Here is a 20,153-nt window from a genome sequence, read left to right as displayed (position 1 = left end):
GGCTTGCTGGCGGACGGGCCCGGGAACCCGGTAGGGTCACCGATCGTTGCGAACAGTGACCGGACGGCGACACGCTGGTGAGCGTGCGCCGGAGCACTGGCTGCGCGCCGCTCCGGATCGGGTCCCGACGGAGCGATGTGCCGGGCGAGGGGGTGCGGCTAGCATGACCGGGGTAGCGGTGGGCAGTGCGCGGGTGCCTTCACCGGGCGGCAGGCAGGCGACAGGAGGGCGGGCCCCCATGCAGAAGGCGAAGATCCTCCTGGTCGACGACCGACCGGAGAACCTACTGGCGCTGGAGGCGATCCTCTCCGCCCTGGACCAGACGCTGGTGCGCGCCGCCTCCGGTGAGGAGGCGCTCAAGGCGCTGCTGACCGACGACTTCGCGGTGATCCTGCTGGACGTCCAGATGCCGGGCATGGACGGCTTCGAGACCGCCGCCCACATCAAGCGCCGCGAGCGCACCCGGGACATCCCGATCATCTTCCTCACCGCGATCAACCATGGGCCGCACCACACCTTCCGCGGCTACGCGGCCGGGGCGGTGGACTACATCTCCAAGCCCTTCGACCCGTGGGTGCTGCGGGCCAAGGTCTCGGTCTTCGTCGACCTGTACGTCAAGAACTGCCAGCTGAAGGAGCAGGCCGCGCTGCTGCGGCTGCAGCTGGAGGCGGGCCGCGGCGAGCCGGCCCTCGGCGGGGCGCTGCTGGGCGAGCTGTCCGCGCGGCTGGCGGCGGTCGAGGAGCAGGCGGAGGCACTGGGCAAGCAGCTGGACGGGGCCGAGGACGCCGGGGTGGCCGCCACCGCGGCGCACCTGGAGCGCAAGCTCGTCGGCCTGCGCCGGGCCCTGGACGCGATGCGCCCGGGCAGCTCGTAGGACGTCCGCCGGGCGCGCGCGGAGCCGGCGCCCCGCGTTAGGCCGTCCGGGTGGTTTGACGGTGCGGCCGGGTGAAGCCCGATCAGCGTGACGGTGTGTCTGCGACACGTCCGGGCGCTGCGGCTCGGCCGCATGTGCACCGGTGGTCCACACCGGTAGGCTGCTGACCCATGGCCACTCGCACGCCCGGGAACGCAGCACGTAAGTCGACTCCGGGACCGTCCAAGAAGGCCGCGGCGAAGGCCCCGGGCAAGCCGCCCGCGAAGAAGGCGGCAGCTCGCAGGGCCCCCGCGAAGAAGTCGGCGGCCAAGTCGGCCGCGCCGCCACCACCGCCGTCCCGCTCGGGGCTGATGCGGCTCCTCAACGCCTTGGCGAGCCCGATCGCCGCGATCTTCCGCGGCGTCGGCGACGGCGCCAAGAACCTCCACCCGGCCCACCGCAAGGACGGACTGGGCCTGGTGCTGTTCGCACTCGGGATGGTGACCGCCGCCGGCACCTGGTTCAGCCCGCAGGGCTGGCTGGGCGAGGCGGCCACCGCCGTGGTGTCCGGGCTGTTCGGGCGGCTCGACGTGCTGGTGCCGTTCCTGCTGGCCGGGATCGCGATCCGGCTCTGGCGCCACCCCGAGCTGCCGGAGGCCAACGGCCGGATCGTGATCGGGCTGGGCACGCTGCTGGTCGGCGTCCTCGGCCTGGTCCACATCGGGTGCGGCGCGCCCATGATGGGCAGCGGGGCCTCCCGGATAAGGGCGGCCGGCGGGATCATCGGCTGGGCCGCGTCCACCCCGATGATGGCCGCCGCCGGGCCTGCGCTGGCCGTGCCGCTGCTCCTGCTGCTGGCCTTCTTCGGCCTGCTGGTGGTCACCGCCACCCCGGTCAACCGGATCGGCGAGCGGGTGCGGGGGCTGTTCGTACGGCTCGGCGTGATCGAGCCAGGGCCGGAGGACGAGCCGCGCTGGGGGCGTACGCCGGAGCGCGAGCTGTCCACCGACCCGCCGGAGGACGCCGACCCCGACGCCATGCCGTTCACCCTGGACACCGATGGTGACGACCCGACCGACGAGGTGGCCGCCCGTCGTCGCCGTCGTCGGCGCAAGCAGAGCGTCGACGACGAGGAGCAGCCGGAGGCCGTTCGCCGCATCTCCCTGGACAAGGAGCCGCTCGACAAGGAGCCGCTGGACCCGTACGCCACCCGCGACCTCGCCGCCGGCGCGGCCGCCGACCTGGACGGCGCGCTGGTCTACGGGGTGCCCGCCTCCTCCGCGGTGGCGGACATGATGCACCAGGTCAAGGACCTCACCGCCGCGCCGGAGGAGCCCGCCGTCCCAGCCGCGCGCAGCGGCGGACCGGGCGCGCCCGCGGAGCACGGCCCGGCGCCGGTGCGGATGGAGCAGCTCCAGCTCGGCGAGGGCATCACCTACGCGCTGCCCTCGCTCGATCTGCTGGAGCGCGGCGGCCCGGCCAAGGCCCGCAGCGCCCTCAACGACGAGGTGGTGGCCCAGCTCACCGGCACCTTCGCCGAGTTCAAGGTGGACGCCAAGGTCACCGGCTTCACCCGCGGTCCGACGGTCACCCGCTACGAGGTCGAACTCGGCCCGGCCGTCAAGGTGGAGCGGATCACCGCGCTCGCCAAGAACATCGCGTACGCGGTGGCCAGCCCGGACGTGCGGATCATCAGCCCGATCCCGGGCAAGTCCGCGGTCGGCATCGAGATCCCCAACCGGGACCGCGAGATGGTCAACCTCGGCGACCTGCTGCGCTCGCGCACGGCCGCCGAGGACACCCACCCGATGGTCGTCGGCATGGGCAAGGACGTCGAGGGCCACACCGTGATGGCCAACCTGGCCAAGATGCCGCACATCCTGGTGGCCGGTGCGACCGGCGCCGGCAAGTCGTCCTGCATCAACTGCCTGATCACCTCGATCCTCGCCCGGGCCACCCCGGACGAGGTGCGGATGGTCCTGGTCGACCCCAAGCGGGTCGAGCTGACCGCGTACGAGGGCATCCCGCACCTGATCACGCCGATCATCACCAACCCCAAGAAGGCCGCCGAGGCCCTCCAGTGGGTGGTGCGCGAGATGGACCTGCGCTACGACGACCTCGCGGCGTACGGCTTCCGGCACGTGGACGACTTCAACGAGGCGGTGAAGGCCGGCAGGGTCACCCCGCCGCTGGGCAGCGAGCGAGAGCTGAGGCCGTACCCGTACCTGCTGGTGATCGTCGACGAGCTGGCCGACCTGATGATGGTCGCGCCGCGCGACGTCGAGGACTCGGTGGTCCGGATCACCCAGCTGGCCCGCGCGGCCGGCATCCACCTGGTGCTCGCCACCCAACGGCCCTCGGTGGACGTGGTCACCGGCCTGATCAAGGCCAACGTGCCGTCCCGGCTGGCCTTCGCGACCTCCGCGATGGCCGACTCCCGGGTCATCCTGGACCAGCCCGGCGCGGAGAAGCTGATCGGCAAGGGCGACGCGCTCTTCCTGCCGATGGGCGCGAGCAAACCGATCCGCATGCAGGGCGCGTTCGTCACCGAGGCGGAGATCGCCAAGGTGGTGCAGCACTGCAAGGACCAGCTGAGCGCCGTCTACCGGGACGACGTGATGGCCGGGGCCGGGCCGAAGAAGGAGATCGACGAGGAGATCGGCGACGACCTGGACCTGCTGATCCAGGCGGCCGAGCTGGTGGTCTCCACCCAGTTCGGCTCGACCTCGATGCTCCAGCGCAAGCTCAGGGTCGGCTTCGCCAAGGCGGGCCGGCTGATGGACCTGATGGAGTCGCGCGGGATCGTCGGTCCGAGTGAGGGCTCCAAGGCCCGCGACGTCCTGGTGAAGCCGGACGAGTTGGACGGCGTGCTGATGACCCTGCGGGGCTGACGGGCCGTGCCCTCCGGGTGTGTTCACCCGTTCGGAGGAGGGTAGGCGCGGTGTGGGGAACCGAACGTCCGCACACCGCGTCACAGGCCGGAAAGCGCACTCCGGGTCCCCGCGCGTCCCCGCCGGCGACCGGTCAGCGGGGGGCCGGCCCCCGGTCGGAGCGGGCGCGCGCATTCCGTCCCGTTTCTGCTTGAGCAACGATCAGTCCACGCCCCTACACTGTTCTCCAGCAGGTGGCCATCCGCTCGAAAGGCGTGCCCCGTGACCATCGGCAAGTCCTCCGACCGCGAGAACGCTCCGTCGTCCGTCGAGCCGACCGACGACTCGGAGCAGGCGGCCGATGCCCCGAGCATCGGCCGGGTGCTGTCCGCCTCCCGGATCGAGGCGGGACTCACGGTGGACCAGGTGAGTACCGCCACCCGGGTGCGGGTGCCGATCGTCCACGCCATCGAGGAGGACGACTTCGACCGTTGCGGCGGCGACTTCTACGCCCGCGGGCACATCCGCGCGATCGCCCGTGCGGTCGGCGTGGACGGCGAGGCGCTGGTCGCCCGCTACGACGCCGCGCACGGCGGCTCGCCGGCCGCCAAGCGCCCGGCCACCCAGCTGATCGACAGTGGTCCGATCAGGGTGCCCAGCCGCAGCCGGCCGAACTGGGCGGCGGCCATGGTCGCCGCGATCGTCGCGGTGGTCGCGCTGATCGGCTTCAACCTGGTGAGCGGCAAGGGCGGCCACGGCACCACCGGCTCCGCCAGCGCGCCGCTGCCCAGCGGCTCCGGTACCGGCTCGGTCGCCCCGGAGACGCCCGCCGTCCAGCCTCCGGCGCCCGCGCCGAGCGCCGCCGCGATCGCCGCCGTCCCGGCCGACAAGGTCACCGTGAAGCTGGTCGCCCAGGGCACCAGCTGGGTCTCGGCGACGGACAGCAACGGCAAGTCGCTGTTCCAGAACAACATCAGCGACGGCCAGGACCAGACCTTCACCGACCCCAAGCTGATCAAGCTGGTGCTCGGCAACGGCGGGGCCGTGCACGCGTACGTCAACGGCAAGGACCTCGGACTCCTCGGCAAGGACGGCCAGGTGGTGCACGTCACGTACACCCCCGGAGACCCGCAGGCTGGCTGACCACAGGGGCCGTCGAGGGCCGTCGATGATCAGCTGATCCATGGCACACGGCCTCCGGGGCGAACGGCACCGGAGGCCGCGCGTTAATCTTGGGCCTATGCCTGAACGCCGCACTGTCGCCCTTGTCACGCTCGGATGCGCCCGTAACGAGGTGGACTCCGAGGAACTCGCCGGGCGACTGGAAGCCGACGGCTGGTTGCTCGTCGACGACGCCGCCGAGGCGGACGTCGCCGTCGTCAACACCTGCGGCTTCGTCGAGGCCGCCAAGAAGGACTCCGTGGACGCCCTGCTGGAGGCCAACGACCTCAAGGGCCACGGCCGCACCCAGGCCGTCGTCGCGGTCGGCTGCATGGCCGAGCGGTACGGCAAGGAGCTCGCCGACGCGCTGCCCGAGGCGGACGGCGTGCTCGGCTTCGACGACTACGCGGACATCTCCGACCGCCTGCAGACCATCCTCTCCGGCGGCCACCACGCCCCGCACATCCCGCGCGACCGCCGCAAGCTGCTGCCGATCAGCCCCGCCGAGCGGCAGTCCGCCGCGGAGGCCGTCGCGCTGCCCGGCCACGGCGCCGAGGCCGCCGCCGAGCCGATCGCCGACCTGCCCGACGGCCTCGCGCCCGCCTCCGGCCCGCGCACCCTGCGCAAGCGGCTGGACGACAGCCCGGTCGCCTCGGTCAAGCTCGCCTCCGGCTGCGACCGGCGCTGTTCCTTCTGCGCCATCCCGGCCTTCCGCGGCTCGTTCATCTCCCGCCGCCCCTCCGACGTGCTGAACGAGGCCCAGTGGCTGGCCGAGCAGGGCGTCCGCGAGATCGTCCTGGTCAGCGAGAACAACACCTCGTACGGCAAGGACCTCGGCGACATCCGGCTGCTGGAGACGCTGCTCGGCGAGATCTCCGCGATCGAGGGCGTCGAGCGGGTCCGGGTCTCCTACCTGCAGCCGGCCGAGATGCGCCCGGGCCTGATCGACGCGATGACCGGGACCACCGACGTGGTGCCGTACTTCGACCTGTCCTTCCAGCACTCGGCGCCCGCCGTGCTGCGACGGATGCGCCGCTTCGGCTCCACCGACCAGTTCCTGGAGCTGCTGAAGACCATCCGCGACAAGGCCCCGCAGGCCGGCGCCCGGTCCAACTTCATCGTCGGCTTCCCCGGGGAGACCGAGGAGGACTACGCCGAGCTGGAACGCTTCGTCACCCACGCCGGACTGGACGCGATCGGCGTCTTCGGCTACTCCGACGAGGAGGGCACCGAGGCCGCGACCTACGACGGCAAGCTGCCCGAGGACGTGGTCGCGGACCGGCTGAGCCGACTGAGCCGCCTCGCCGAGGAGATGACCGCTCAGCGGGCCGAGCAGCGGATCGGCACCGAGGTCGAGGTGCTGATCGAGTCGGTCGAGGACGGCGTGGTCGAGGGCCGCTCCGCCCACCAGGCTCCGGAGACCGACGGCCTGACCACCCTGAACGGCGTCGAGAACCCGGAGGTCGGGCAGTTCTGGCGGGCCACCGTGGTGGCCAGCGAGGGCGTCGACCTGATCGCCGAGGCGCTGGAGCGGGTGCGACTGCCCAGGACTTCGGGGGCCGAGGCTCCGGGAGCCGGGGAATGACCAAGGGGCCAGGCGCCCCGGCCGCGGCCCACCCGGGCAGACCGGCGGCCGCCCTTCCGTCGGCGCCGGGTGTCTGGAACATCGCCAACGTGCTCACGATGGTCCGGGTCCTGCTGGTCCCGGTCTTCGTGACGCTGCTGTTCGCCGACGGCGGGCACAACCCCAAGTGGCGCGCCGTCGCCTGGGCCGCGTTCGCGATCGCGATGATCACCGACCTGTTCGACGGCGAACTCGCCCGCCGCAAGGGCCTGGTCACCGACTTCGGGAAGATCGCCGACCCGATCGCCGACAAGGCGATCATGGGCTCGGCGCTGATCGGCCTCTCGCTGCTCGGCGACCTGCCCTGGTGGGTCACCGTGGTGATCCTGGCCCGCGAGCTCGGCATCACGCTGATGCGCTTCTGGGTGATCCGCTACGGGGTCATCCCGGCCAGCCGCGGCGGCAAGCTCAAGACGCTGACCCAGGGCACCGCGGTCGGCATGTACGTCCTGCCGCTGACCGGCTGGCTGGCCACCGGACGGGCCGTCCTGATGGCCCTGGCGGTGCTGCTCACCGTCGCCACCGCGCTGGACTACATCGGACAGGCGCTGCGACTGCGCCGCGAGGGAACGGCCGCGGAGCGCGCGGACCGGTGAGCGACGGGGGAGACCGGGTGACGGACTACGAGCTGGCCGATCGGGCGCACACCGCGCTGCGGGCCCAAGGGGGCACCCTGGCCGTCGCCGAGTCGCTGACCGGCGGGCTGCTGGCCGCCGCGCTGGTGGACGTCCCCGGGGCGTCCGCGACCTTCCGCGGCTCGGTCACCGCCTACGCGACCGAGCTGAAGGCCTCGGTGCTCGGTGTGGACGAGGGTCTGTTGGACGTGTACGGTCCGGTGCACCCGGTGGTGGCGCGGCAGATGGCCGAGGGCGTGCGGGGGCTGCTGGGGGCCACGTACGGGCTCGCGACGACCGGGGTGGCCGGTCCGGACCCGCAGGACGGTCAGCCGGTCGGCACGGTACACCTCGCGGTGGCCGGCCCGGGGGGAACTCTGGTCAGTTCGCCCCTGCTGTCGGGTGGTCGTGCCACAATCCGTCACGGGGCGGTGACCGCCGCGCTGGAGCTGCTCGTCGGCCGGCTCGCTCGATAGGGGCCCGGCGGGGATCTCCACCGAACCGAGATCTGTCGAACCGGCACGCGCGGGTATGGCACTGCTGGAGGATCGTGTTACATCCGAGGTCCTGGTTGGGCAGATACCAGATGGCGAACGAGTTGCGTGATGGTGGCCGGGTGGGTCGCGTCGGGTACCACGAGGGGCCCGCGAACCCGGGTGTGACACCGGAACGAGGAGGGGGACGGCCTTGCAGCCCAGAGTGAACACGACCGGGGTCCCCGCACGCGAAGCGGGCAAGGCGGTACGGTGGGGTCGTGACATCTCGATCCGCAGTCCGAGGAGGGAGGCACCGATGATCCTGCTCCGTCGCCTACTGGGCGATGTACTGCGTCGGCAGCGCCAGCGCCAGGGCCGCACACTCCGCGAGGTGTCGGCGGCCGCCAGGGTTTCGCTCGGATACCTCTCCGAGGTCGAGCGGGGACAGAAGGAGGCCTCCTCGGAGCTGCTCTCCGCCATCTGCGACGCACTCGACGTCCGGATGTCCGAGGTCATGCGCGAGGTCAGCGACGAACTGTCGCTCGCCGAACTTGCGGCGATGGCCACCCTCTCCGAAGGTGATCTGCTGAGGCCGGTACTCGAACCGGTTCCGCTGCCCGCCCCCGGCGCCGACCGGGCGAACATGTCGCCCAAGGCCGCCGCGATGGACGTGGTCGCCGCCTGATTCCGGCCTCGACACCCGGGCTCCACCGATGCCCGGGGCGAGCGGAGGAGGGCAGTCGTGCGGAGACTCGCGACGGTGCGCGCGGTGGCCCGAATAGGGCTGCGGGCGCGGCGGTTGGTGCCCTGGCCGGCCCGGTGGGTCCCGGTGGCCCTGACGGCCGGGCTCGCCTGGTGGCTGCTGGCGGTCAGGGGGCAGCTCGCCGACGGCGCGGTGCTGGGCCTGCTCGCGGCCGGCGGCTGGGGGCTCGGCCTCATCCCGGTCCATGCCGACCGGAACGCGACCGGTCCGGTCCGGCGACGGCGCCAGGAGGCCGTGGGCCGGGTGGAGGCGCAGCCGCCACCGGTCGGATGATCAGATGTGGCCGAAGGCCGCGGGGTCGTTGACCCCGCGGCCTTCGGCGCTCCCGTGCGCGCTCCGGACGCGGCTGCCTAGGGCCGCAGCCGGAGGCCGCGCGGGGTGGCGTGGAAACCGGCCTCCTCCAGGGCACGGCCGAGGTCGGAGCCGAGCGCGGGCTCGCCGTTGGCCCGCTCCACCGTGACGCTGCCGAGCGCGCCCGTGCGGACCGCCTCGGCCAGCGCCCCGGCGGCCAGCGCCCGGGTCGCCTCGTCCTCGGGCCAGGCCAGCATGGACTTGCCGCCCCGCTCCACGTACAGCGCCAGCTCGCCGTCCACCAGGACCACCAGGGCGCCCGCCTTGCGGCCCGGTCGATGGGCGGTGGACTCCTCGCGGCCGGGGACGGTGGGCGGCTCGGGCCAGGGCAGGGCGGCGCCGTAGGCGTTCGCCGGATCGGCGGCGGCCAGCACCAGCGGCTGCGGCGGCTCGGCCGTCGGGGCGGCCGGCCACTCGGTGCTGCGGGCCCGCTCCAGCCGGCCGTTGACCGAGCGCAGCCGGTCGGCCGCGCCTTCCATGGCGAACTGGGCGCCGCCCAGGCCGTCGACGAAGTAGCCCCGGCGGGCCCGGCCGCGCTCCTCCATCGCGGCGAGCACCCGGTAGACGCCGGCGAAGCCGCCGGGCACCCGTTCGGCCGCCACCGCGCCCCGGGTGAGCAGACCGTGCCGGTCCAGCAGGTTCTGCGCCTGGGCGGTGGCCCGGACCGTCGGGTCGGCGGCGAAGGCGGGCAGCAGCGACCAGCGCCCGGCCACCGTCGGCGGGCCGCTGCGCAGCGCGCCGCCGACCCGGCCGAAGGCGCGGCCGGCACCGCCGTAGCGGCCGCGCGGGGTGGCCCGGGGCGCGCGGTGGGCGGTGGCGCCCGCGGTACGGCCGGAGCCGAGCAGGGCGCGCAGCGGGGCCAGGGTGTCGTTGGTGACGTATCCGGCCCAGACCAGGTCCCAGAGCGCCTCGACGATCTCCGGCTCGGCGGTGTCCTCCGGGAGCTGCTGGACCAGTTGGCGGAAGAACAGGCCGTAGCCGCCGGCCAGCGCCTGCATCAGCGCGCTGTGCAGCGGGGTGAGCGCGGGCGGGACGGGCTCGGGGCGCAGCAGGTGGGCGTTCTCGGCCAGGTGCAGGCTCAGCCAGCCGTCCTTGCCGGGTAGTGCGCCGGTGCCGCACCAGCCGATCTCGCCGGCCGCCGTCAGCTCGTCCAGCAGCCCCGGGGAGTAGTCGGCGAGCCGGGCCGGGAGGATCAGCTTCTCCAGGGCGGAGGCGGGCAGGGCGGTGCCCTGGAGCTGCTCGACCACCCGGAGCAGGCCGTCCGGGCCGCGCAGTCGGTGGCCGGCCAGGTGCTGCCACTGCGGGAGGAAGGCGGCCAGGGCGCGCGGCGGGACGGGCTCGACCTCCTGGCGCAGGGCGGCCAGCGAGCGGCGACGCAGCCGGCGCAGCACCTCGGCGTCGCACCACTCGGGGGCGGTGTGGCTCTCGGCGGGCCTGAACTGCCCTTGGACCAGGCGGCCGGCGGCGGTGAGCCGGTGCAGGGTGCCGGTGACGACGGCGGTGCCCAGGCCGTAGCGGGCGCCCGCCTCGGCCGCGGTGAACGGGCCGTGGGTACGGGCGTGGCGGGCCAGCAGGTCGCCCAGCGGGTCCTTGACCGGCTCGGTGAACGCCTCGGGGACGCCGACCGGCAGCGGGGTGCCGAGCGCGTCGCGCAGCCGTCCGGCGTCCTCGATCGCGGCCCAGCGCTGCTCGCCGGCGATCCGGACCTGGATCACCCGGCGGGCGGCCTCCAGCTCCAGGGCCCAGAGCGGTTCTGCGCCGCGGGCGGTCAACTCGGCCTCGGTGAGCGGGCCGAGCAGGCGCAGGGCGTCGGCGACGCCCTCGGCGTCCTTGATCCGGCGCTCGGGGGTGAGGCGTTGGAGTTCGGCCTCCAGCTCGGCGAGGACCTCGGGGTCCAGCAGTTCGCTCAGCTCGGCCTGGCCGAGGAGCTCGGACAGCAGCCGGGAGTCCAGCGAGAGGGCGGCGGCACGGCGTTCGGCGAGCGGGGAGTCGCCCTCGTAGAGGAACTGGGCGACGTAGCCGAACAGCAGCGAGCGGGCGAAGGGCGAGGGCTCGGGGGTGGTGACCTCGACCAGGCGGACCGCGCGGGACTCCAGGTCGCCCATCAGCTCGACCAGGCCGGGGACGTCGAAGACGTCCTGCAGGCACTCCCGGACGGCCTCCAGGACGATCGGGAACGAGCCGTACTCGGAGGCGACTTCGAGCAGTTGGGCGGCGCGCTGGCGCTGCTGCCAGAGCGGGGTGCGGCGGCCGGGGTTGCGGCGGGGGAGCAGCAGGGCGCGGCCGGCGCACTCGCGGAAGCGGGAGGCGAACAGGGCGGAGCCGCCGACCTGGTCGGTGACCAGCTGTTCGATCTCGCCGGGGTCGAACAGGGCGGCGTCGGCGCCGACCGGGGCCTCGTCCGGGGTCGAACCGGCGGGTTCGGACGGGCCGCTGAAATCGAAGTCAGGGGCCAGGAGATCGGCGTCGGGCAGGCGGAGCACGATGCCGTCGTCGGCGTGCATGACCTGCGGGTCCAGGCCGTGCTTCTCGCGCAGCCGGGCGCCCAGGGCCAGGGCCCAGGGGGCGTGCACCTGGGCACCGAAGGGGGAGTGGATGACGATCCGCCAGTCACCGAGCTCGTCCCGGAAACGCTCGACCACGATGGTGCGGTCGTCCGGGAGGTGGCCGCAGGCGGTGCGCTGTTGGGCGAGGTAGTCGAGCAGGTTGGCGGCGGCCCAGTCGTCCAGGCCGGCCTGCTTGAGGCGCTCGGTCGCGGCCTCCGGCCGGAGGGTGCCCAGCTCGCGGGTGAACGCGCCCAGGGCGCGGCCGAGTTCGAGCGGGCGGCCGAGGGTGTCGCCCTTCCAGAACGGGAGCCGGCCCGGGACGCCGGGGGCGGGGGTGACCAGCACCTTGTCGTGGGTGATCTCCTCGATCCGCCAGGAGGTGGTGCCGAGGGTGAACACGTCCCCGACGCGGGACTCGTAGACCATCTCCTCGTCCAGCTCGCCGACCCTGCCGCCGCCCTTTTTGCCCGTCTTTGAATCGGATGCAGTCGCCCCGGCGATGAAGACGCCGAACAGGCCGCGGTCGGGGATGGTGCCGCCGGAGGTGACGGCCAGGCGCTGGGCGCCGGGGCGGCCGGTGACCGTGCCGGCCACTCGGTCCCAGACCACCCGGGGGCGCAATTCGGCGAAGGCGTCCGAGGGGTAGCGGCCGGCCAGCATGTCGAGCACGGCGTCGAAGGCGGACTGCGGGAGCGTGGCGAAGGGCGCGGCGCGGCGGACCACGGTGAGCAGGTCGTCCACCGGCCAGGCGTCCAGGGCCGTCATCGCGACCAGCTGCTGGGCCAGCACGTCCAGCGGGTTGCGCGGGATGCGCAGCGCCTCGATCCGGCCGGCCCGCATCCGCTCGGTCACCACGGCGGACTGCACCAGGTCCCCCCGGTACTTGGGGAAGAAGACGCCGGTGGAGACGGCGCCGACCTGGTGTCCGGCTCGGCCGACCCGCTGCAGGCCGGAGGCGACCGAGGGCGGGGACTCGACCTGGACGACGAGCTCCACGGCGCCCATGTCGATGCCCAGCTCCAGACTGGAGGTGGCGACCACGGCGGGCAGCCGGCCGGCCTTCAACTCCTCCTCGACGAGCGAGCGCTGCTCCTTGGAGACGGAGCCGTGGTGCGCCCGCGCGATGACCGCGGGCGCGCCCTTGGCGGCGCCCGAGCCGCCCATCGACTGGGCCGGGGCGTGCGCCTCGGGGACGGCGGTGCCGGTGGCGCGCTCGTGGGCGATCTCGTTCAGCCGGTTGCACAGGCGCTCGGCCAGGCGGCGGGAGTTGGCGAAGACGATGGTCGAGCGGTGCGCCTCGACCAGGTCGACGATCCGCTCCTCGACGTGCGGCCAGATCGAGGCCTGACGCTGCGGGTCGCTGCCGGCGGCGCCGCCGGTGGCCGGGGCGGCGGGCAGGTCGTCCAGGTCGGGGACGGGGACGACCACCGAGAGGTCGAACTCCTTGGCGGCGGCGGGCTGGACGACGACGGCGCCGCGCTGGGGGCTGAGGAAGCGGGCCACCTCCTCGACCGGGCGCACCGTGGCGGACAGGCCGATCCGGCGGGCCGGGCGGTCCAGCAGCTCGTCCAGCCGCTCCAGGCTGAGTGCGAGGTGGGCGCCGCGCTTGGTGCCGGCGACCGCGTGCACCTCGTCCAGGATCACCGTGTCCACGCCGCGCAGCGCCTCCCGGGAGGCGGAGGTGAGCAGCAGGAAGAGCGACTCGGGGGTGGTGATCAGGATGTCCGGCGGGTGGGTCGTGAAGCGGCGGCGGTCGGCGGCAGGGGTGTCGCCGGAGCGGATCGCGACCTGGACCTCCGGCTCGGGCAGACCGAGGCGGACGGCGGCCTGGCGCAGGCCGGTCAGCGGGGCGCGCAGGTTCCGCTCGACGTCCACCGCGAGGGCCTTGAGCGGCGAGACGTAGAGCACCCGGCAGCGGCGCTTGGGCTCGGCGGGGGGCGGGGTGCTGCTGAGGCGGTCCAGCGCGGAGAGGAAGGCGGCGAGCGTCTTGCCGGAGCCGGTGGGGGCGACCACCAGGACGTCGGTCTCCCGCCGGATGGCGCGCCAGGCCTCGGACTGGGCGGTGGTGGGGGCGGAGAAGGCACCGGTGAACCAGGCCCGGGTGGCCGGGGCGAATCCGGCCAGGGGATCGTCGGCCTGCGGGTCGTCGGCGGGCGGGGTCGGGTGCTGGGGCGCCATGCCCCCATGGTGCCGGGTGGGACTGACAAGCGGGCCTGCGGGCGGGGGCTCGCCGGGGGGCGGGTGTGGCCGCGGGTGTAGTCGAGAAGGCGGGAACGATGAACCGCTCATATCGTAATGAATCGGACATGTGATCAATCCGTGGCGGTGACCGCACCGCCGTGGCCCGCATGCCGTGACCTCACCGGACCGACGAGCGGAGACCGTGGGATGGCGCAGGCGCACCAGTCCGGCAGTCCCGCCCGCGCGGTCCGCCGTCGCAGGGTCCGCGGGCCCGTCCGGATGCTGCTGGCGATGCTGCTCACGGCCCTGGTGGTCGGCGGGGCCGTGCCGTACGTCTCCGGGCCCGGGCGGGCGTACCTGAGCTACCTGGTGCTGGCCGGGCGGGAGGACGCCGAGGGCGCCGCCCAGGCAGGGGCGGAGAGCCGGGCGGCGGGCGGACAGGTGGTGCAGGAGTACCCGCAGATCGGGGCGGTGCTGGCGTACGCGACCGGCGGCTTCGCGGACAGGGTCCGGGCCCGGCCGGGGATCGCCGCCGTGGGGGCGACCCGGACCGCTCCGGTGGTGGGGCCGCCGAGGGCGGTGGACGGGGCCGGGGACTTCGCGGCGGGGGCGGAGCGGGGGAGCTCGGAGGGGCGTGCGGCCTCCGGCGGACGCGCGGCTCCGGGCGGGCGTACGGTCCCCGGCGGGCGGGTGACGACCGGCGCGCGGGTGATTGCCCGAGGGCGGGCGGCTTCCGAGGGGGAGGACGGCGGGACGCCCACCGTGCCCGACCCGTCGGAGGGCGGAGCCTGGAACCTCGCCATGCTGGGGTCTGCCCCGGGGCGGACCGGGGACGCCGGCGGGGGGACGCCGAGTGCCGAGGCGCTGCACAAGGTGCTGGTCGCGGTGCTGGACTCGGGCGTGGACGACAGCCACCCGGACCTGTGGGCCGCCGTCGACCCGAAGGCCTCGGCCTCCTGCGCGGACGGGCGGCCGGACGCCCGGACCGGCTCCTGGCGGCCCGACTCAGGAGTGGGGGAGAGCGGACACGGCACCCACGTCGCCGGGATCATCGGCGCGGCCCGGGACGGGAAGGGCGTCGCCGGGGTCGCGCCGGGGGTGCGGATCGCCGCCGTCCGGCTGCTCGGGCCGCTGGGGCAGTACTACGCCGAGAACATCGTCTGCGGCATGCTCTGGGCGGCCGACCACGGGGCCAAGGCGATCAACAACAGCTACTTCGCGGACCCGTGGAAGTACAACTGCCCCGAGGATCCGGACCAGGCGGCGCTGGTCGCGGCGGTCGGCCGGGCCTCCGCGTACGCCCAGCGCAAGGGCGCGGTGGTGGTCGCCTCGGCCGGCAACGACGGGCAGGACCTCGGCGCGGCCCGGACCGACGAACGCAGCCCCAACGACCGGGGCTCCGAGCCGGCCCGCACCCGCTACCTGGGCGCCGAGTGCATTCGCCTTCCCGGCGAACTCCCGGGCGTGGTCACCGTCACCGCCGTCAACCGGGACGGGCGTCCGTCCTCGTACTCCAACTACGGGCGCGGGCACGTCTCGCTCGCGGCCCCGGGCGGGGACCCGGACGGCGGGGCGCAGGGGGCGATCGTCTCCGACTGGCCCGGCGGGCAGTACGCGGCGCTGGCGGGGACCTCGATGGCGGCGGCCCATGTCGCCGGGGCGGTGGCGGTCGCGGCGGCGTTGCATCCGGATCTCGGGTCCGGCGGGTTGGCTGCCCTGTTGGCGACCACGGCTGCGGCGGGGTGTCCGGTGGGGCCGCGGGCTTGTGGGGACCGGCAGTACTTCGGGGCGGGGTTGTTGGCGTTGCCCCGTTGAGTGAGCGGGTCGGGGGTGGACGGGGTGACGGCGGAGGAGTGGCAGGGCCGGGGGGTCGGTGCGGGGTCCGGGATACTGGGGGCATGAGGCTGACGGAGTTCTGGCGACGGATGTACGCGCACTTCGGGGAGGCGTACGCGGAGTCCTTCGCGTCCGACCACGTGATGAGCGAGCTGGGCGGGCGGACGGTGCGCCAGGCGCTGGATGCCGGCTGGGAGGCCAAGGACGTCTGGCGGGTGGTCTGTGCGACCCAGGGGGTCTCCACCCTGCTGCGCTGAGCCTTTCCCTCCGGGACGGTGGGACAGACTGTCGGGGTGACGATCAGCGGAGAGCGGAAGAACGAGGAAGGGTCGGTGCGGGCCGCCGACGAGGAGCGGGCCCCGTGGGGTGGGATGCCGCGCTGGTTGCCCCGGGCGATGGTGCTGTTCCTGGTGCTGGTCGGGCTGTTCCAGCTCGCCGACTGGGCGTTCCGGCAGCTGATCGACCTGTTCGTGATGCTGCTGGTGGCCTTCTTCCTCTCGCTGGCGCTGGAGCCGGCGGTGGACCGGATGGCGGCGCGCGGGGTGCGTCGTGGGGTGGGCACCTTCCTGGTGTTCGTCGCGGTCGGGATCGCGGTGGTCGGGTTCCTGGCGGCGCTCGGCACGTTGTTGGTGGATCAGGTGGCGAAGATCGCGGAGGACATGCCGCACCTGGTCGACAATCTGATCGGCTGGATCAACCGGACCTTCCATCAGGACCTCTCGCTGGGTGAGCTGCAGAAGCGGCTGCTCAAGGACTCCGGCACCATCGAGGGCTACGCCCAGCAGGCCGCCGACAACGTCTGGGGCGTCTCCTCCACCCTCATCGGAGGTCTCTTCCAGACCTTCACGGTCGGGCTGTTCACCTTCTACTTCACCGCCGAGGGCCCACGGGTGCGCCGGACGGTGTGTTCCCTGCTGCCGCCGTCGAAGCAGGGCGAGGTGCTGCGGGCCTGGGAGATCGCGCTCGCCAAGACCGGCGGCTACCTGTACTCGCGAGCCGTGCTCGCGGTGGTGTCGGCGGCCGGGCACTGGGTGATGTTCGAGCTGATCGACCTGCCGTACTCGGCGGCGCTGGCGATCTGGGTGGGCGTCATGTCGCAGTTCGTGCCGACCATCGGGACGTACCTGGCGGGGGCGCTGCCGGTGCTGGTGGCGCTCACCGTGGAGCCGGTGGACGCGCTGTGGGTACTGGTGTTCACGGTGGTCTACCAGCAGATCGAGAACTACGTGCTGCACCCGAGGATCACCGCGAGGACGGTGGACGTGCATCCGGCGGTGGCCTTCGGCGCGGTGATCGCGGGCGCCGCCCTGCTGGGCGCGGTGGGCGCGCTGATCGCGATCCCGGCGGCGGCCACCCTGCAGGGCTTCGTCGGGACGTACGTGCGGCGGTACGAGGTGGCCACCGATCCGCGGATCGACCGCGGTGAGCAGCGGCGGGCCCGTCGGGAGCTGCGGCGGGAGGCGGCGCGGCGGCTGCGGCGGATGGTCGGGGGCGACGGCGGGTGACCGGTGGCGGGGCGCGGTCCGAGGGTCCGCCCCGCGTCGGGGGCCGGACGTGCGAGGCTTGAATCGAACAGATGTTCTTTGTACTCTCCGGCCAGGAGTTTTCCACAGGCTGAGCCGGGTGGGGCTCGTTTGTCAGTGGGACGCGCTAGCGTCGGTGACGATGAAGCGCACAGCACAGAACCCGAGGGAAAAAGCCATGGCAGGTACGGACCGCGAGAAGGCCCTGGAGACCGCTCTCGCCCAGATCGAGCGGCAGTTCGGCAAGGGCTCGGTGATGCGCCTCGGCGAGAAGGCCAATGAGCCGGTCGAGGTGATCTCCACCGGATCCACCGCCCTGGACGTCGCCCTCGGGGTCGGCGGCATTCCGCGCGGCCGAGTGATCGAGATCTACGGCCCCGAGTCGTCCGGTAAGACCACCCTGACCCTGCACCTGGCCGCCAACGCCCAGCGGGCCGGCGGCACGGTCGCCTTCGTCGACGCGGAGCACGCGCTCGACCCGGAGTACGCCAAGAAGCTCGGCGTGGACACCGACGCCCTGCTGGTCAGCCAGCCGGACACCGGTGAGCAGGCCCTGGAGATCACCGACATGCTGATCCGCTCTGGCGCGATCGACCTGGTGATCATCGACTCGGTCGCGGCGCTCGTCCCGCGCGCCGAGATCGAGGGTGAGATGGGTGACTCGCACGTCGGTCTGCAGGCCCGGCTGATGAGCCAGGCGCTGCGCAAGATCGCCGGTGCGCTGAACCAGTCGAACACCACCGCCATCTTCATCAACCAGCTGCGCGAGAAGATCGGCGTGATGTTCGGTTCGCCGGAGACCACGACCGGTGGCCGGGCGCTGAAGTTCTACGCCTCCGTCCGCCTGGACATCCGCCGGATCGAGACCCTGAAGGACGGCACCGAGGCGGTCGGCAACCGCACCCGGGTCAAGGTCGTCAAGAACAAGGTCGCCGCGCCGTTCAAGCAGGCGGAGTTCGACATCCTCTACGGCATCGGCATCAGCCGCGAGGGCGGCCTGATCGACATGGGCGTCGAGCACGGCTTCATCCGCAAGTCCGGCGCCTGGTACACCTACGAGGGCGACCAGCTCGGCCAGGGCAAGGAGAACGCCCGTAACTTCCTGCGGGACAACCCGCAGCTCGCCGACGAGATCGAGCGGAAGATCAAGGGCAAGCTGGGCATCGGCCCGAAGGCCGAGGAGCCCGCCGAGGGCGAGGCGGAGGCCGCTGCCGACGGCGCCGCCAAGCCGATCACCGCGACCGCCGCCAAGACGGCCGCGGCGAAGAAGACGGCGGCTGCCAAGGCCTGAGCCGTTGACGCAGTACGACACGGTGGGCGGCGGCCCGGCGGGCCCCGGGGATGACGACTACGGCCCGCCGGACTGGTTCGCCGCGGTCGCGGAGGGGCCGGAGCCTGAAGGAGAGCCGGAACCGCGGCCGTCGGCGGCCCGGCCGCGGTCGCAGTCCCGCAAGGGGCGGCGGGAGCGCGCGTCCACCACGCAGTGGGCATCCGGCCCGGAGCCGGAGTTCGACCGGGCTCCGGTCCGGGCGGTGCGCGGCGCGGCGTCCGGCGCGGAGCCGGCGGAGGCCTCGGTCGAGGCGCTCGGGCTGGTCTCGGCCTCCGATCTGCGCACCGGCCGCCGTCGGCGTCGCTCGGCGCTGGCGGCCGAGGAGTTCGAAGCCGCCGGGGGCGGTGCCGTGCCCTCGGAGAGCGGCTGGGGCGAGGTGGAGGCGGCCGGTCACGGGGGTGCGGCCGCCCCGACGGCCCGCTCCGGCGCGGGACCGCGCGGCGGTCGGCGCGGTGGGCGGTCCGCCGAGGGCCTGCCGGATGAGGAGGACGGCGCCGCCCGTACCTCCCGTAAGCGGGCCGAGGAGCAGGTCGATCCGGAGACCCGCGCCCGGGACATCTGTCTGCGGCTGCTGACCGGCGCCGCCAAGACCCGCAAGCAGCTCGCCGACGCCCTGCGCAAGCGGGAGATCCCGGAGGACGTCGCCGACGAGGTGCTCACCCGACTCGAAGAGGTCGGGCTGATCGACGACGCGGCCTTCGCCGCGGCCTGGGTGGAGTCCCGGCACGCAGTCCGGGGCCTGTCCCGGCGGGCGCTGGCCCAGGAGCTGCGCACCAAGGGCGTGGCCGCCGAGCTGGTCGAGCAGGCCGTCGCCCAGCTCGACCACGACGACGAGGAGGACGCGGCCCGGGCACTGGTCGAGCGCAAGCTGCGGTCCACCCGGGGGCTCGACCCGCAGGTCCGGACCCGGCGGCTGGTGGGCATGCTGGCCCGGCGCGGTTACTCCGAGGGGCTGGCCTTCCGGGTGGTGCGGGGTGCGCTGGAGGAGGAGGCGGCCGACGGACTGTCGGAAACCGGGTGGGAGTAGTGGCAGTTCCGTACACTTCTTAGTCTGGACCAGATCAAGTCTTGACCCTTTCGTGACCCGCACCTGGCCTCGCACTCAGTGCGGGGGCGCTTCCGGACGCGCCCGCGCAGGGACGGGGAGTGGGGCGCGGCATGGGGATCTCGGCGGGCACCGGCACGGGCGACTCCGTGCTGCCGATCGTCGGGTCGGCCGCCGCCGTCCTGCTGGTGCTCGCGGGGCTGGCCGTGCTGGTGGTCAGACGGTTGCGGGCGGACCGCCGGCAGGCCCTCGCCGAGGCCGAGCGGGTCCGCCGGTGGGCCGAGGAGCAGACCGGCCGGCAGCGGGCCGAACTCGCCCGGCGTGAGGACGGCGTGGCCGAGGAGCTGCGTCGACTGCGCCGACGGGAGGACGAACTGGCCGAGCGCTCGGTGGAGTTGGAGCGCTCCCGGGGCGAGGCCGAGGCGCTGGTGGCCCGCCGGACGGCCGCGCTGGAGCGTGCCGCCGGGCTCTCCGCCGAGCAGGCGCACGCCCAACTCCTGCGCGAGGCCGAGGAGTCGGCCCGCCGAGAGGCCGCCGTCACGGTCCGGGAGACCGAGCGTGAGGCCAAGGAGGAGGGCGAGCGCCGGGCCAGGGACATCCTGGCCGGGGCGATCCAGCGGCTGGCCTCGGAGCAGACCGCGGAGACCGCCGTCACCGTCTTCCGGCTGCCCGGCGAGGAGATGAAGGGCAGGATCATCGGCCGTGAGGGCCGCAACATCCGCTCCTTCGAGGCGGTCACCGGGGTCAACCTGATCGTCGACGACACCCCCGCCTCGGTGCAGCTCTCCTGCTTCGACCCGGTCCGCCGACTCGGCGGAGCTGACCTACCCGGGCCAGATTCGGGTGACGGTGGTCCGGGAGAGCCGGGCCACGGCGGTGGCGGGTTAGACCGTATGAAGTGCGCTGCTTGTGTGGTTTGGGTCCGCCCCGGGGCGGGAGGTTCCCGGCTCGGCGGGCCGGGCGTCAAGCCCGGAGCCGCT

The 20,153-nt window shown here is 73.8% G+C and carries 15 protein-coding genes; 14 read left to right on the top strand and 1 reads right to left on the bottom strand.

Annotated elements, in window-relative coordinates; all coding sequences use genetic code 11:
* Positions 1 to 238 precede the first annotated feature (238 nt).
* From ACFQ87_RS36405 to ACFQ87_RS36370, 8 genes are all read left to right on the top strand, one after another.
* Positions 239 to 874 carry a response regulator gene (locus ACFQ87_RS36405; protein WP_380615215.1) on the top strand — a complete coding sequence of 212 codons (636 nt, stop codon included), beginning with the start codon at positions 239 to 241 and terminating at the stop codon, positions 872 to 874.
* 170 nt (positions 875 to 1,044) lie between these two features.
* On the top strand, positions 1,045 to 3,744 hold the full coding sequence (locus ACFQ87_RS36400; protein WP_380615214.1) for a DNA translocase FtsK: 2,700 nt from the start codon (positions 1,045 to 1,047) through the stop codon (positions 3,742 to 3,744).
* A 261-nt stretch (positions 3,745 to 4,005) separates the two neighbouring features.
* Positions 4,006 to 4,866 (top strand): helix-turn-helix domain-containing protein, encoded by an 861-nt coding sequence (locus ACFQ87_RS36395; protein ID WP_380615213.1) that lies wholly within the window; start codon positions 4,006 to 4,008, stop codon positions 4,864 to 4,866.
* 97 nt (positions 4,867 to 4,963) lie between these two features.
* A complete protein-coding gene (rimO, locus tag ACFQ87_RS36390; protein WP_380615212.1) occupies positions 4,964 to 6,469 on the top strand; it encodes a 30S ribosomal protein S12 methylthiotransferase RimO in 1,506 nt (501 codons plus the stop codon).
* A complete protein-coding gene (gene pgsA / locus ACFQ87_RS36385; RefSeq protein WP_380615211.1) occupies positions 6,466 to 7,104 on the top strand; it encodes a CDP-diacylglycerol--glycerol-3-phosphate 3-phosphatidyltransferase in 639 nt (212 codons plus the stop codon). The genes rimO and pgsA overlap by 4 nt, the downstream gene beginning before the upstream one ends.
* 17 nt (positions 7,105 to 7,121) lie before the next feature.
* Entirely contained in the window at positions 7,122 to 7,598 is a 477-nt protein-coding gene (locus ACFQ87_RS36380; RefSeq protein ID WP_380615210.1) for a CinA family protein, read from the top strand.
* A gap of 316 nt (positions 7,599 to 7,914) precedes the next feature.
* Positions 7,915 to 8,283, top strand: coding sequence for a helix-turn-helix domain-containing protein (locus tag ACFQ87_RS36375; RefSeq protein WP_030290911.1), 369 nt, complete (start codon positions 7,915 to 7,917; stop codon positions 8,281 to 8,283).
* 57 nt (positions 8,284 to 8,340) lie between these two features.
* On the top strand, positions 8,341 to 8,634 hold the full coding sequence (locus ACFQ87_RS36370; protein WP_380615209.1) for a hypothetical protein: 294 nt from the start codon (positions 8,341 to 8,343) through the stop codon (positions 8,632 to 8,634).
* Between the two features lie 77 nt (positions 8,635 to 8,711).
* Here ACFQ87_RS36370 and ACFQ87_RS36365 read toward each other — a convergent pair whose 3' ends face one another.
* Positions 8,712 to 13,436 carry an ATP-dependent helicase gene (locus ACFQ87_RS36365; RefSeq protein WP_380615208.1) on the bottom strand — a complete coding sequence of 1,575 codons (4,725 nt, stop codon included), beginning with the start codon at positions 13,434 to 13,436 and terminating at the stop codon, positions 8,712 to 8,714.
* A gap of 210 nt (positions 13,437 to 13,646) precedes the next feature.
* On the opposite strand from ACFQ87_RS36365, the gene ACFQ87_RS36360 reads away from it, so the two are divergent.
* From ACFQ87_RS36360 to ACFQ87_RS36335, 6 genes are all read left to right on the top strand, one after another.
* The gene (locus ACFQ87_RS36360) at positions 13,647 to 15,254 is read left to right on the top strand and encodes a S8 family serine peptidase (protein WP_380615207.1); all 1,608 of its coding nucleotides are present in this window, start codon (positions 13,647 to 13,649) and stop codon (positions 15,252 to 15,254) included.
* Positions 15,255 to 15,337: 83 nt separating this feature from the next.
* Positions 15,338 to 15,532: a DUF3046 domain-containing protein gene (locus tag ACFQ87_RS36355; RefSeq protein ID WP_380615206.1), complete on the top strand. Its 195-nt coding sequence runs from the start codon at positions 15,338 to 15,340 to the stop codon at positions 15,530 to 15,532.
* Positions 15,533 to 15,568: 36 nt separating this feature from the next.
* A complete protein-coding gene (locus tag ACFQ87_RS36350; RefSeq protein WP_380615205.1) occupies positions 15,569 to 16,780 on the top strand; it encodes an AI-2E family transporter in 1,212 nt (403 codons plus the stop codon).
* A 196-nt stretch (positions 16,781 to 16,976) separates the two neighbouring features.
* Positions 16,977 to 18,089: a recombinase RecA gene (gene recA, locus ACFQ87_RS36345; protein WP_380615204.1), complete on the top strand. Its 1,113-nt coding sequence runs from the start codon at positions 16,977 to 16,979 to the stop codon at positions 18,087 to 18,089.
* A 4-nt stretch (positions 18,090 to 18,093) separates the two neighbouring features.
* Positions 18,094 to 19,155, top strand: a complete 1,062-nt coding sequence (gene recX / locus ACFQ87_RS36340) for a recombination regulator RecX (protein ID WP_380615203.1) — start codon at positions 18,094 to 18,096, stop codon at positions 19,153 to 19,155.
* Between the two features lie 131 nt (positions 19,156 to 19,286).
* Positions 19,287 to 20,153 (top strand): Rnase Y domain-containing protein (locus ACFQ87_RS36335; protein ID WP_380615202.1); only part of this gene is annotated, 867 nt, incomplete at its 3' end.

Origin of the sequence: Kitasatospora sp. NPDC056531 (assembly GCF_042794375.1) — a bacterium.
In the GTDB taxonomy this organism is placed as follows: domain Bacteria; phylum Actinomycetota; class Actinomycetes; order Streptomycetales; family Streptomycetaceae; genus Kitasatospora.
This window is presented reverse-complemented; position numbering and strand designations above follow the sequence as displayed.